At 73.3% G+C, this 12058-nt stretch carries 13 protein-coding genes and 2 tRNA genes; 11 read left to right on the top strand and 4 right to left on the bottom strand.

Going from position 1 to position 12058, the window contains the following annotated elements:
* Window positions 1-145 precede the first annotated feature (145 nt).
* From ACH4TG_RS25745 to ACH4TG_RS25735, 3 genes are all read left to right on the top strand, one after another.
* Complete coding sequence (locus ACH4TG_RS25745) at window positions 146-1291, top strand: chorismate-binding protein (protein ID WP_398244868.1); 1146 nt, start codon at window positions 146-148, stop codon at window positions 1289-1291.
* Window positions 1288-2109 (top strand): aminotransferase class IV, encoded by an 822-nt coding sequence (locus ACH4TG_RS25740; RefSeq protein ID WP_398244867.1) that lies wholly within the window; start codon window positions 1288-1290, stop codon window positions 2107-2109. Before ACH4TG_RS25745 ends, ACH4TG_RS25740 begins: the two co-directional genes overlap by 4 nt.
* Before the next feature lie 86 nt (window positions 2110-2195).
* Window positions 2196-3017: a GNAT family N-acetyltransferase gene (locus tag ACH4TG_RS25735; RefSeq protein WP_398244866.1), complete on the top strand. Its 822-nt coding sequence runs from the start codon at window positions 2196-2198 to the stop codon at window positions 3015-3017.
* A 109-nt stretch (window positions 3018-3126) separates the two neighbouring features.
* Here ACH4TG_RS25735 and ACH4TG_RS25730 read toward each other — a convergent pair whose 3' ends face one another.
* A complete protein-coding gene (locus ACH4TG_RS25730) occupies window positions 3127-3654 on the bottom strand; it encodes a DsbA family protein (RefSeq protein ID WP_398244865.1) in 528 nt (175 codons plus the stop codon).
* Window positions 3655-3843: 189 nt separating this feature from the next.
* On the opposite strand from ACH4TG_RS25730, the gene ACH4TG_RS25725 reads away from it, so the two are divergent.
* Together ACH4TG_RS25725 and ACH4TG_RS25720 are read left to right on the top strand one after the other, a co-directional pair.
* Entirely contained in the window at window positions 3844-4326 is a 483-nt protein-coding gene (locus tag ACH4TG_RS25725) for a hypothetical protein (protein WP_398244864.1), read from the top strand.
* Window positions 4327-4659: 333 nt separating this feature from the next.
* Window positions 4660-4788: a hypothetical protein gene (locus ACH4TG_RS25720; protein WP_398244985.1), complete on the top strand. Its 129-nt coding sequence runs from the start codon at window positions 4660-4662 to the stop codon at window positions 4786-4788.
* 19 nt (window positions 4789-4807) lie between these two features.
* Here the strand turns inward: ACH4TG_RS25720 and ACH4TG_RS25715 are convergent, their stop codons facing one another.
* Both ACH4TG_RS25715 and ACH4TG_RS25710 read right to left on the bottom strand, forming a co-directional pair.
* Window positions 4808-5368 carry a CGNR zinc finger domain-containing protein gene (locus ACH4TG_RS25715; protein WP_398244863.1) on the bottom strand — a complete coding sequence of 187 codons (561 nt, stop codon included), beginning with the start codon at window positions 5366-5368 and terminating at the stop codon, window positions 4808-4810.
* A gap of 211 nt (window positions 5369-5579) precedes the next feature.
* Window positions 5580-5993: an SsgA family sporulation/cell division regulator gene (locus tag ACH4TG_RS25710; RefSeq protein ID WP_003959770.1), complete on the bottom strand. Its 414-nt coding sequence runs from the start codon at window positions 5991-5993 to the stop codon at window positions 5580-5582.
* Between the two features lie 296 nt (window positions 5994-6289).
* On the opposite strand from ACH4TG_RS25710, the gene ACH4TG_RS25705 reads away from it, so the two are divergent.
* From ACH4TG_RS25705 to ACH4TG_RS25695, 3 genes are all read left to right on the top strand, one after another.
* A tRNA-Val gene (locus tag ACH4TG_RS25705) sits at window positions 6290-6361 on the top strand.
* Window positions 6362-6467: 106 nt separating this feature from the next.
* Window positions 6468-6932, top strand: coding sequence for an SRPBCC family protein (locus ACH4TG_RS25700; RefSeq protein WP_398244862.1), 465 nt, complete (start codon window positions 6468-6470; stop codon window positions 6930-6932).
* 38 nt (window positions 6933-6970) lie between these two features.
* Window positions 6971-7042 (top strand) — tRNA-Val (locus tag ACH4TG_RS25695).
* 86 nt (window positions 7043-7128) lie between these two features.
* On the opposite strand, the gene ACH4TG_RS25690 is transcribed toward ACH4TG_RS25695, so the two are convergent.
* Window positions 7129-7869 carry an exonuclease domain-containing protein gene (locus ACH4TG_RS25690; RefSeq protein WP_398244861.1) on the bottom strand — a complete coding sequence of 247 codons (741 nt, stop codon included), beginning with the start codon at window positions 7867-7869 and terminating at the stop codon, window positions 7129-7131.
* Between the two features lie 220 nt (window positions 7870-8089).
* Here ACH4TG_RS25690 and ACH4TG_RS25685 point away from each other — a divergent pair, with 220 nt between their 5' ends.
* The 3 genes from ACH4TG_RS25685 (at window position 8090) to thrS (ending at window position 11999) form a co-directional block, all read left to right on the top strand.
* Window positions 8090-8656: a DUF4365 domain-containing protein gene (locus tag ACH4TG_RS25685; protein ID WP_398244860.1), complete on the top strand. Its 567-nt coding sequence runs from the start codon at window positions 8090-8092 to the stop codon at window positions 8654-8656.
* A complete protein-coding gene (locus ACH4TG_RS25680) occupies window positions 8653-9858 on the top strand; it encodes a hypothetical protein (RefSeq protein ID WP_398244859.1) in 1206 nt (401 codons plus the stop codon). The genes ACH4TG_RS25685 and ACH4TG_RS25680 overlap by 4 nt, the downstream gene beginning before the upstream one ends.
* A 158-nt stretch (window positions 9859-10016) precedes the next feature.
* Entirely contained in the window at window positions 10017-11999 is a 1983-nt protein-coding gene (thrS, locus tag ACH4TG_RS25675; protein WP_398244858.1) for a threonine--tRNA ligase, read from the top strand.
* The last annotated feature ends 59 nt before the right edge of the window (window positions 12000-12058 follow it).

Genomic DNA, 12058 nt, shown 5'->3' with positions numbered 1-12058 from the left:
GGATTCCCGGGCCAGCTCAAAAACCGGTTTCCGCAGCGTGCCGGGGCAATGACAGCCGGTTGACGGTCGTTGCGCCTGCGGACGGCCGCCCACCTGCCCCGTCTAGACTCGGGCCCGGCAGTCTCTCGTCCACCAGGGAACCTCCGTGCGCGACCTCGCACCCATGGCCCGCTTCGGCGGCCTCGTCGCCTCCGACCTGCGCGATGTCACCGATGATCTCGGTGCGCTGGACTCGTCCGGCTTCTGGGCGGTGGCCGCGGACTTCGAGGGCCGCACGGTCTGCGCCCGCTTCGGCGACGTCCGCCCGGCCACCGGGAGCGCCGCCGGGACGGCAGCCCGGGCCCGCGTCTGGCGCGGACCGCGCCCCGACGCGTGGACCTCCTCGATGGACCGCGCCGCCTACGAGGCCGGGGTCGCGGCGGTACGGGCCCGGATCGCCACCGGCGAGGTCTACCAGGTGAACCTCTGCCGGGTGCTGTCGGCGCCGCTGCCGGCGGGCGCCGAGCCCGACATCGACGCGCTGTCCGCCGTGCTCGCGAGCCGCAACCCGGGCGCCTACGCAGGAACGATCCGGCTGCCGGCGCACGGCGTGGAGATCGCCACCGCCTCACCCGAGCTGTTCCTGCACCGCGACGGCGGCATCGTGGAGTCCGGGCCGATCAAGGGCACCGCCGTGGACGCCGCCTCGCTGCTGGACAAGGACTACGCCGAGAACGTGATGATCGTCGACCTGGTCCGCAACGACCTCGGCCGGGTCTGCGCCACCGGCAGCGTCACGGTCCCGGCGCTGTGCACGGCCGAGCCCTACCCGGGGCTGGTCCACCTGGTGTCCATGGTGCGCGGCGAGCTGCGGGACGGCGCCGGCTGGCCCGAGCTGTTCGCCGCCGCCTTCCCGCCCGGCTCGGTCAGCGGCGCGCCCAAGTCCAGCGCCCTGCGGATCATCGGCGAGCTGGAGACGGCGCCGCGCGGCCCCTACTGCGGGGGGATCGGCTGGGTGGACGCCGACCGGCGCAGGGCCGAACTCGCCGTCGGCATCCGCACGTTCTGGATCGACCGGAACGGCGGCGACGGCCCGGTGCTGCGATTCGGCAGCGGCGCCGGCATCACCTGGGGCTCCGACCCGGCCGGCGAGTGGGCGGAGACCGAGCTGAAGGCCGGCCGGCTGCTGGCGGTAGCGTCGGAGGAGAGCCGCGGCCGCGGCGGGACCGGAACCGGCGGCCGCAACAGCGAGAGCAAGGCGACCAGCATGAACAGCACGGCGAACAGCGCGAGCGGAAGGACACTGCGGTGAGGATCTGGGTGGACGGCGGGCTGCGGGACACCGCGGACGCCACGGTGTCGGTGTTCGATCACGGCCTGACGGTCGGGGACGGCGTCTTCGAGACCCTCAAGGCGGTGCACGGCACCGCCTTCGCGACCACCCGCCATCTGCGGCGGCTGGCCCGCTCCGCCCGCGGGCTCGGCCTGCCGGAGCCCGACCTGGACGAGGTCGCGGCCGCCTGCACGGCGGTGCTGGAGGCCAACCAGGTGGCGTTCGGCCGGCTGCGCATCACCTACACCGGCGGGCTCTCCCCGCTCGGCTCCGACCGGGGCGACTCCGGTCCCACCCTCGTCGTCGCGCTCGCCCCCTCGACCCCGCGCCCCGACACCACCGCCGTGGTGACCGTGCCCTGGACGCGCAACGAGCGGGGCGCGCTCGCCGGCCTCAAGACCACCTCGTACGGCGAGAACGTGGTCGCGCTCGCCCGCGCCCACGAGCACGGCGCCTCCGAGGCACTGCTCGCCAACACCCGCGGCCTGCTGTGCGAGGGCACCGGCTCCAACGTCTTCGTGGTGGTCGGCGGGCGGCTGCTGACCCCGCCGCTGGAGTCCGGCTGCCTCGCCGGCATCACCCGCGCGCTGGTCGTGGACTGGGCCGGGGCCGAGGAGGCCGACCTGCCCTTCGACGTGCTCGACCGGGCCGACGAGGTGTTCCTGACGTCCAGCCTGCGCGACGTCCAGGCCGTGCACCGGGTGGACGACCGCGGGCTGCCCGGCGCGCCCGGCCCGGTGACGGCCAAGGCGATGCGCGTCTTCGCCGAGCGGGCGGCCGAGCAGGTCGACCCCTGAAACCGCGGTGACCCGGGTGCTCCCGGAGGGGTAGAACGGCTGTGCACGAGCGCCGTGTCCGATGCGACTTCCCGGGAGCCTGACCCATGACGACGACCCTGCGGCCCGCCGGGCCCGAGCGCCGCCGCCCCGACGGCTTCCGGGCCCGCGCGTACACGGTGTGCGTCAACAGCCGCCCCGTGGGGAGCGTCGAACTGAGCAGCGGCGACTCGTTCGGGCCGACGGTCGGCACGATCGCCGGGCTGGCGATCGACGAGCCGGACCGCGGCCGCGGGCGGGGCGCGGTGGCCGCCCTCGCCTCCGAGGAGGTGCTGCGCTCCTGGGGCTGCACCCAGGTGAAGATCGCGGTGCCCGTGGAGGCGGAGCACGCGCTGCGGCTGGCCGCGTCCCTCTGCTACACCGAGCGCAACCGCCATCTGCGCAAGGACATCGGGCCGGTGCATCCCCTGCCGGCCGGTGCTTCGGTCCGGCCGCTGAGCGTGGCCGAGTACGAGCCGTGGCTGGCCCGCGGGCGCGAGAAGTTCATCGAGAGCCTCACCGGCATAGGGGTTCCGCGGGCGGCGGCGGAGGAGCGTGAGGCCGCCTCGGCGCGGTCGCTGCTCCCGGGTGGGCCCGACGCCCCGGACGGCGTCGCCCTGGTCGGGGTCGCCCACGACGGGGCGGACGTCGCCGCGCTGTGGCTGCGGACCGCCGAGCCGGCGTGGGTCTACGCCGTGGAGGTCGCCGAGGCCTTCCGCGGCCAGGGCCACGGGCGCACGGCGATGCTCGCCGCGGAGAACGCGTGCGGGGGTGCGGGCGCGCGCACCATCGGGCTCAACGTGTTCGTCGCCAACGAGCCGGCCGTCCGGCTGTACGAGTCCCTGGGCTACCGGACGGTGGTCCGGCACCTGGTGAAGCCGTTGCTCTAGGGGTACGGCGCCCGGGGTGCCCCCGGGGCTGCGTTGCCGTCCGGCGGTTCGCGCTGGTTGGTCGCGCAGTTCCCCGCGCCCCCGGCAGGGCGCTGCAGGGGGGCGGTGGTCAGGTTTGGGGGGTGATGAGGGTGTCGGCGATGGCGGTGATGCGGTCGCGGAGGCCCTCCTGGGTCTTGGAGCCGTCGAGCAGTTCGCCGCCGATCACGTAGGTGGGGGTGCCGGTGACGCCGATCGCGCGGCCCTCGGCCTGGTCGGAGTCGACGATGAGCAGGTGGCGGCCGTCGATCAGGGCGGTGTCCATCTCGTCGGCGTCCAGGCCGAGTTGCCGTGCCACGTCGATGAGCAGCTGCTCGCCCTGGCGGTCCAGGTCCTCGACGCGGGCCAGTACGGCCTCGGCGTACGGCCACGCCGCGCCCTGCGCGAACGCCTCCTCGAACGCCTGCGCCGCCGCCAGCGCGTGCTTGTGCTTCTCCAGCGGGAAGTGCCGCAGCTGGATGGCGAGCGCGTCACCGTAGCGCTCGCGCAGCGCCGCCACGTCGTCCAGGGCGGTCCGGCAGTCCGGGCACTGCAGCTCGCACCAGACGTCGAGGACGACCGGCCGGAGGGCGGGGGAAGCGGGGGAGGGGTGCGTCATGTGGCCCAGTCTCCCACTCGCGGAGGAGGCCGCCCCGCACCTGCGGAGGAGGGATCCCGGAGATCCCCCTGAACCCGGCGCCGGACCGTGGCCCGGACGGCGGCCGGCGAGGCACGATGGGAGGACGTGACATCCGCGGGGCTCCGGCCGGGCCCCGCGGGCCGCTGTACGGACGCAGGGAGCCGCAGGATGCTGACCACCGCCCTATGCGCCGTCCTGTCCGCCGCAGGACTGGCCGTGGCCGTTCAGACGGCGTACCGGCGCCGCTTCCTGCGGGCCACCCGGATCGCCGCGCTGTCGCTGCTGCCGGTCGGCCTGGCCATGGCCGGCCTGGTCACCCTGGGCCGCAGGGTCGGCACCGCCGTCGCCGACTGGGCCGCGGACCTGGTGTTCAAGCCCACCGTGTGGATGGGCTTCGGCGTGATCGTCTGCTCGGCCCTGCTGTACGGCGCGACCCGGCTGATCTCCGGCCGCGGCGGGCCGGACGAGGCGACGGCCGGCGGCGAGGCTGCGAGCCGGGCCGCGGTCCCGGCGGCGGGCACGGGCGCCGGCGCGGGAGCACCCGCGATCACCTCGGGACGCGGCCAGGGCGGCCGCCGCAGGAGCGGCGGTGACAGCGGGCTGTCGGAGTTCGCGGACGTCGAGGAGATCCTCAAGCGCCGCGGCATCTGAGCCCCGGCCGGGCCCCGGCCTTCTCAGGGCCGGATCCGGTAACCGGACAACCCACGCACACTAGCCGGGACGGGGCGTCTCAGCAGGCGGATTCCGCGATCCGAGACGCAGGTAAACGGCCTTGTAAACTCTGCGTGTTGGGCCCCCCGCGATCATGCTCTGCGCGATCATCAGGCTGTGCTGACATCCCCCGGGGACCGCATGGCCCCGCCGTGCCAGGACCGCGCCGGAACCTCCCCTCAGCAGGACTCCGGCTTCCCTGAGTGCGTCCCCGAGCCCGCTCCTCCCGAGGCGCCGGCAGCGACGGCGGGGTCCCTGCCGCCGGCTCCCGCCGTGTCCCCGGGACAGCCCGAGCCGAAGGGGTGCCTCTACGCGCTGTCACAGCCGCCGCTGATGTTGTTCCTGTGCGTGATCGGCGGCCTGATCGGCGCGGGCGCGGCCTGGGACCTGCTCTTCGTGTGAGGGGGCCCCGGTGGCCGGCTCAGGCGCTCGCCTCGCGCCGGCGGGCCCGGTAGGCGGCGACGTGCAGCCGGTTCCCGCAGGTGCGGCTGTCGCAGTAGCGGCGGGAGCGGTTGCGGGACAGGTCGACGAACGCCCGCCGGCAGTCCGGCGCGTCGCAGCGGCGCAGCCGCTCCCGCTCGCCGGCCACGATGAGGAAGGCCAGCGCCATCCCGCCGTCCGCGGCCAGGTGCTCGGCCAGTGACGCGCCCGGGGCGAAGTAGTGCACGTGCCAGTCGTAGTCGTCGTGGTCGGTGAGCCGGGGCGTCGTCCCGGCCCCGGCGATCATGGCGTTCAGCAGCGTCGCCGCCGCGGTGTCGTCGCCGGTGGCGAAGAAGATCTCGGCGAACCGGTCGCGGACGGCCTGGACGGCGCTGACGTCGTCCTGGCCGAGCCGGCCCACCTCGCTGACCCGATGCTCCTCCACGAACCGGCGCAGGGCGGCGACGTCGCCCAGTGATTCCCGGCCCTCGATCTGCGGCTGGCTGTTGACCAGGTCCACCACGCTGTCGAGTGCGCACCTGGTGTCGTGGTTGATGAGCACGGAATCGCTCCCTGCCGGCGGGATCTGCGGCTGCGGTTCCGGTGACTCTAGCGTGCGAGAGCCGCCAGCGTGGGGCTGTGCGCCTCCACGATGACGGCTCTCCACGTGCGGCGACGGGCGCCGGCGCGTGCCGGGCGCCGGTCGGCGCGGCCGATGGCGGGTGTGGGCTGTCCCCCCGAGTAGGACGGCCCTGGACGTCGGGACCCGGGGCTCAGCTCTCCGCGAGGATGTGCGAGAGCTCCGTGTCCAGATCGAAATGGCGGTGCTCGGTGCCTGGCGGTACCGCGGCGTCCGTCCGCTTGAGGAAGGACTCCAGGGCTCGTGCCGGGGCTTCGAGCAGGGCTTCGCCCTCGGGGGAGCTGAGGGCGATGCAGACGACGCCCTGACCGTGGCTGCGGGACGGCCAGACTCGGACGTCGCCGGTGCCGGTGGGGCGGTGCAGCCCCTCGGCGAGCAGATCGCGGGCGAACACCCATTCGACCGTCTCTTCGGCACCGGTGTGGAAGGTGGCGTGCACGGCATACGGATCGGCCGTGTCGTACCGCAAGCCCGCGGGTACAGGCAGTGAGGATTCGCTCGACACAACGAGGCGCAGGTGCAGCTCGCAGCTGACCGTGGTGTTCATAAGCGCCAGGGCCTTTCGCTCAGTGTGCGCTCGGGGATTCGCACGTCGGCGAAATCGACATGCCACCTGCGGGGACGTTGTAAACCCCTCTGAGGGGTTTGTGCGGCTTCTGGTACCTCGTCCGGCGCAGCCCCCGGACCTGCGCGGCGGCCATCACGGTGAGCGTTCCGGCGGCCCGATCGGAGCCGCCTGATTGCGGAGAGTGACGGTGCCGGGTTGCGGTCCGCCGGTGCCCGCCGGCCGGGTGCGCGCGTGGTCGGTGGCCCTGTCACGGTGCGGTAGTGTTGTCCTCGCCGGGGCGATTAGCTCAGCGGGAGAGCACTTCGTTCACACCGAAGGGGTCACTGGTTCGATCCCAGTATCGCCCACCCGGAATCGAGATCCCGGAACCGTGCGTGCACGGTTCCGGGATCTCGGCGTTTCCGGGGCCTACTGCCGGGGTCGGCGCGCTCGCGGCGCGGGCAGACTTCCGGCATGGACTGGAGCCACTACCGATTCCGCAGCACGTGGCACCTCGCCGCCGCCCCCGACGCCGTCTTCCGCGTCCTCGAACGCCCCGACTTCTACCCGAAGTGGTGGCCCCAGGTCCGCGACGTCCGGCCGACCGGCGAGACCACCGGGGTGCTGCGCTTCCGGTCGCTCCTGCCGTACGACCTGGTCGTCGACGCCCGCTCCACCCGGCACGATCCGCGGGACGGTGTGCTCGAAGTCGCCCTGGACGGCGACCTGGAGGGCTGGGTGCGGTGGACCGTCCGCCCCGGTGACGGCGGCGGGACCCGGCTGCTCTTCGAGCAGGAGGTCGTGGTGCGCAAGACGTTGATGCGGGTGCTCGCGCTGCCCTGCCGGCCGCTGTTCCGCGCCAACCACGCCCTGATGATGCGCGGTGGCCGGCTCGGCCTGCTCGCGCGACTCGCCGCCGACGCGGGGCATCTCGTTTGAACGCCGCGCCCTGGTGACGGTAAGGTTCAGCACGTCCCGGGCGATTAGCTCAGCGGGAGAGCACTTCGTTCACACCGAAGGGGTCACTGGTTCGATCCCAGTATCGCCCACACCACCGAGGGCGGGTGGTTCGCATCGCGCGAACCACCCGCCCTCGTCGTCGAGTCGGCCTTGGGCGCCGATCCGGACGGGCCCGTCAGGCCGCGGCGCTGGCCGGCGGCTGCGGGCGCAGCGGCCACGCCGGATCGCACCGTTCGTCCGAGCCGTTGGCGGCGAACCACGCCTGCAGGCCGCGGGACTGGGCCGCGTGCCAGATCGCCTGACGGGTGTGCAGTTCCGTCGGGGCCAGGCCCTCGAGCCGGCCGGCGAACCTGCGGCCGATCGCGCGGACCAGTGACAGCGACGCCTCGGCGTCGGCGGCCGCGTCGTGCGCGCCGTCGAGCACCACGCCGTAGTGCGCGCACAGGTCGGTCAGGGTGCGGCGGCCCTTGCGGTACCGGTCGAGGTGCTTGTCGAGCACCCGCGGATCCAGCACGCACCACGCCGGACCGGTGAAGTACGCGCTCAGCGCCACGTCGCGGTGCCGCAGCAACTCCCGGTCCAGCAGGGTGAGATCGAAGGGGGCGTTCATCACCACCAGCGGCACCCCCGCCGCGCACACCGCCGCCAGTTCCCGGGCCAGCTCCTCCACCACGGGCTCCGGCCGGCGCCCGTACCGCTGCAGGAACTCGTCCGACAGCCCGTGCACGGCCCGCGCCGGCTCCGGCACCGGCACGCCCGGATCGACCAGCCAGCGGCTGATCCGGGCGGGCCGGCCCGGCGCGTCCTGCACCACCAGTGCGGCGGAGACGATCCTGTCCCGCTCCACATCCACCCCGGTCGTCTCCGTGTCGAAGGCGGCCAGCGGTCCCTCGTACCAGGCTTGGTTGTCCGGCATGTCCGGCTCCCGTGATTCCGGTGAACAGCGTGTGTCGAAGGGGAGATGAGGAGGAGTCGGGGCAACTCCCCATCAACGGTGTACCCATGACGTGATGTCAATGAACCGGGATTGTTTGGCGGTTGTCGCAGGTGGAGAAGACACCGGTAGAGGAGAGCACGTACGAACGGCGAACAGGCGTCCGGTCGGGTGCACCCCCGCACGGAAGGCACACAGAGCGATGGCGCTCGCACAGCCCGGGCCTGGAGGGCTGCTGCCGGAACCGGCGGCCCCCCTGCGCGGCGGGCTCGCCACCACCAGCTGCATGGAGACCCTTCAAGTGGGCTATCTGCACGCGGTCGCCGCGGCGGCCGGCTGCTCCCTGGCCCAGCCCTTTCCCGACGACGGCATCGACTGGCACATCAGTCACCGTTCCCGCACCCACGCGGTCGACGACGAGGTCACCATCAAGGTGCAGTTGAAGTGCACCTACCAGCAGGCGCCCAACCCCCCGGGCCCCACCTTCGCGTTCACCCTGGAGAACGACCACCTGGCGAAGCTCGCCAGGACCCCCGTCTCCGTCCACAAGATCCTGGTCGTGATGCTCGTACCGCGCACCCAGGAGGAGTGGCTGCGGGCCGGCCACGACCGGCTCGAACTGCGGCACTGCTGCTACTGGACCAACCTGGCGGGCCACTCGGTGACCGGCAGGTACAAGACCACCGTGCGGATACCCACCGCGCGGATCTTCGACGACCGCGCGCTGTGCGCGATCATGGCGCGCGTCGGGGCCGGAGGAAGACCGTGACGCACCTGACCGGCGACGAACCGGTACCACCGGACCCCGAGCGCGTCGACCCCGCCGTCCTGACCTCCCTGCTGCGCCGGCACGGCTGGCAGCGCAGGGGCGGCGCCCCCGGCCGCTACAGCCGCTGGACGCCGCCCGGCGACGGCTCGGGCACCAGCCTGCTGCTCCCCGAGGCCCGGCCGCGCGGCGGGCGCCCGCCGCACTACGCCGACTACGCCGACCTGCTGGGCGAGGCGCTCACCGCGCTGGCCCGCTCGCCCGCCCCCTCCGCCCGCGAGGTGCTGCGCGCGCTGACCGTCCCCGGAGACGCGATCCGCTGGACCCGGGACGTGCCCGGCACCGGGCCCGGGGTGCCGTGGGCCATCGCCGACCACCTCAGGTCCGCCGCCCGCGCCATGCTGCTGGCCGGCGCGCGGGCCGCGCTGTGCCCGGCCGCCTACTTCGGCGAGCGGCACCGCCCGCAGGCGGCCGCGTTCCTCGACAGCGTGCTGGTCGGCCCCAGCGGCTCCGCGGTGGGCGGCGACCTGCTCACCGCCTACACCCCGGTGCCCGACGGCCGCCCCACCGCCACCACCCTGCTGCGGGCGCTGCAGGCCACCCGGGACGCCGTCGACTACCAGAGGGCCGCCGGCGGGCTCGACGCGTTCGACGCGGCGGTCGGCCTCGGCGTCAGCCACGAACTGGCCCGGTCCCTGGTCAAGCTGGTGCGCGGCACCGAAGGGGTGAGCGTGGAGCTGGACTGGTCGCCGGCCGCCGGTCCACCCGAGGGGTTCGCGGCGCGCCCCGACCCCGTCGAGTTCTCACCCGGCGACCTCCCCGCCCTGGAGGCCGCCGGCGCCCGTTACCGGGACAGTGAGCCGTCCGTCCCCGTGCGCCTCACCGGCACCGTGGTCCGCATGCGCCGCCCCGCGCCGTCCGGCGGCGGCAGCGTGCGGCTGCGGGTGCTGGCCGGCGCCGACGTGCGCCAGGTGCGGGTCAGGCTCGACGAGGAGGCGTACCGCATCGCCGTGCACGCCCATCTGGTGGGACTGCCGGTGCGGATCAGCGGGCGGCTGGAGAGCCGCGGCGGGTTCCGGCGGCTCGCCGACCCCGGCGGGGTGGCGCCGGTCGAGGTCGACGAGGCGGAGCGGGACCGGCTGCTGAAGTCGCTGCAGGGCGGGATCGACACCTTCGAGGACGCCTGCGGCGGCGAGGACGGCTGAGGCCGGGGGTCCCGGACCGGGGCCGTCCCGGGCGGCCCGGCACGGCCCTGCCGGTCGGTCCTGTGGACGGCTGAGCGGAGGGGGCCGCCGGCTCGGTACGATTCAGCGAGTGGCGGCGGGTGCCGCCCGGCCCGTACGACCAAGTCAGGAGCAGACCGGTGTCAGACCTCCGTGTGATCATCAAACGCGATTCCGCCGAACCGGAAGAGCGGGTGGTCACGACGGGCACGACCGCGGCCGAACTCTTCACCGGCGAGCGCTCCGTCGTCGCGGCCCGCGTCGGCGGCGAGCTGAAGGACCTGGCCCACGCCCTGGCCGACGGCGACGAGGTCGAGCCGGTGGACATCACCAGCGAGGACGGCCTCAACATCCTGCGCCACTCCACCGCGCACGTCATGGCCCAGGCCGTGCAGGAGCTGTTCCCCGAGGCCAAGCTGGGCATCGGCCCGCCGGTCAAGGACGGCTTCTACTACGACTTCGACGTGGCCAAGCCGTTCCACCCCGATGACCTGAAGGCCATCGAGAAGAAGATGCAGGAGATCCAGAAGCGCGGGCAGCGCTTCTCCCGGCGGGTGGTCACCGACGAGCAGGCCCGCGAGGAACTGGCGGACGAGCCGTACAAGCTGGAGCTGATCGGCCTCAAGGGCTCCTCCGCGAGCGCGGACGACGGCGCGGACGTCGAGGTGGGCGCCGGCGAGCTGACCATCTACGACAACCTGGACGCCAAGACCGGCGAGCTGTGCTGGAAGGACCTGTGCCGCGGCCCGCACCTGCCCAGCACCCGCGCCATCCCGGCGTTCAAGCTGATGCGCAACGCGGCGGCGTACTGGCGCGGCAGCGAGAAGAACCCGATGCTGCAGCGGATCTACGGCACCGCGTGGCCCACCAAGGACGAGCTCAAGGCCCACCTGGAGTTCCTGGAGGAGGCCGCCAAGCGCGACCACCGCAAGCTCGGCAGCGAACTCGACCTGTTCTCCATCCCGGAGCAGATCGGCTCGGGCCTGGCCGTCTTCCACCCCAAGGGCGGCATCGTGCGCCGCACGATGGAGGACTACTCGCGGCGGCGCCACGAGGAGGAGGGGTACGAGTTCGTCTACACCCCGCACGCCACCAAGGGCACGCTGTTCGAGATCTCGGGCCACCTGGACTGGTACGCCGACGGCATGTACCCGCCCATGCAGCTCGATGAGGGCACGGACTACTACCTCAAGCCCATGAACTGCCCGATGCACAACCTGATCTTCGACGCCCGCGGCCGTTCCTACCGTGAACTGCCGCTGCGGCTCTTCGAGTTCGGCACCGTGTACCGGTACGAGAAGTCCGGTGTGGTGCACGGCCTGACCCGTGCCCGCGGCTTCACCCAGGACGACGCGCACATCTACTGCACCAAGGAGCAGATGGCCGACGAGCTGGACTCCACGCTCACCTTCGTCCTCAACCTGCTGCGCGACTACGGCCTCACCGACTTCTACCTGGAGCTGTCCACCAAGGACCCGGAGAAGTACGTCGGTTCGGACGAGGCGTGGGAGGAGGCCACCGAGACGCTGCGCCGGGTGGCCGAGAAGCAGGGCCTGCCGCTGGTGCCCGACCCGGGCGGCGCCGCGTTCTACGGGCCGAAGATCTCCGTCCAGACCAAGGACGCGATCGGCCGCAGCTGGCAGATGTCCACCGTCCAGCTGGACTTCAACCTGCCCGAGCGGTTCGACCTGCAGTACACCGCGGCGGACGGCTCGCGGCAGCGGCCGGTGATGATCCACCGCGCGCTGTTCGGCTCCATCGAGCGGTTCTTCGCGGTGCTGCTGGAGCACTACGCGGGCGCGTTCCCGGCCTGGCTCGCGCCGGTGCAGGCGGTCGGCATCCCGGTCGGTGACGCCCACGTGCCGTACCTCCAGGAGTTCGCCGCCGAGGCCCGGCGCAAGGGCCTGCGGGTCGAGGTCGACGCGTCCTCGGACCGGATGCAGAAGAAGATCAGGACCCACCAGAAGCTCAAGGTGCCCTTCATGATCATCGTCGGCGACGAGGACATGACGAACGGCACGATCTCCTTCCGCTACCGCGACGGCTCCCAGGAGAACGGCATCCCGCGCGACCTGGCGCTGGCCAAGCTGGTCGACGTGGTGGAGCGGCGCGTCCAGGTCTGACCCGCCGTTTCGCGTACGTCGGGCCCCCGGGGAGCACGTCCCCCGGGGGCCCTTCGTAC

The sequence above is a fragment of the Streptomyces sp. NPDC020917 genome, assembly GCF_044333795.1.
Classification (GTDB): domain Bacteria; phylum Actinomycetota; class Actinomycetes; order Streptomycetales; family Streptomycetaceae; genus Actinacidiphila.
The sequence above is the reverse complement of the archived record's forward strand: the minus strand, read 5'-3'. Positions and strand labels throughout refer to the sequence as shown.

Bases quoted from the DNA above. Each gene is read 5' to 3' on its own strand.
- ACH4TG_RS25735 (WP_398244866.1), top strand. From the start codon at position 2,196: ATGACGACGACCCTGCGGCCCGCCGGGCCCGAGCGCCGCCGCCCCGAC.
- ACH4TG_RS25730 (WP_398244865.1), bottom strand. From the start codon at position 3,654: ATGACGCACCCCTCCCCCGCTTCCCCCGCCCTCCGGCCGGTCGTCCTC.
- ACH4TG_RS25725 (WP_398244864.1), top strand. From the start codon at position 3,844: ATGCTGACCACCGCCCTATGCGCCGTCCTGTCCGCCGCAGGACTGGCC.
- ACH4TG_RS25710 (WP_003959770.1), bottom strand. From the start codon at position 5,993: ATGAACACCACGGTCAGCTGCGAGCTGCACCTGCGCCTCGTTGTGTCG.
- ACH4TG_RS25700 (WP_398244862.1), top strand. From the start codon at position 6,468: ATGGACTGGAGCCACTACCGATTCCGCAGCACGTGGCACCTCGCCGCC.
- ACH4TG_RS25690 (WP_398244861.1), bottom strand. From the start codon at position 7,869: ATGCCGGACAACCAAGCCTGGTACGAGGGACCGCTGGCCGCCTTCGAC.
- ACH4TG_RS25685 (WP_398244860.1), top strand. From the start codon at position 8,090: ATGGCGCTCGCACAGCCCGGGCCTGGAGGGCTGCTGCCGGAACCGGCG.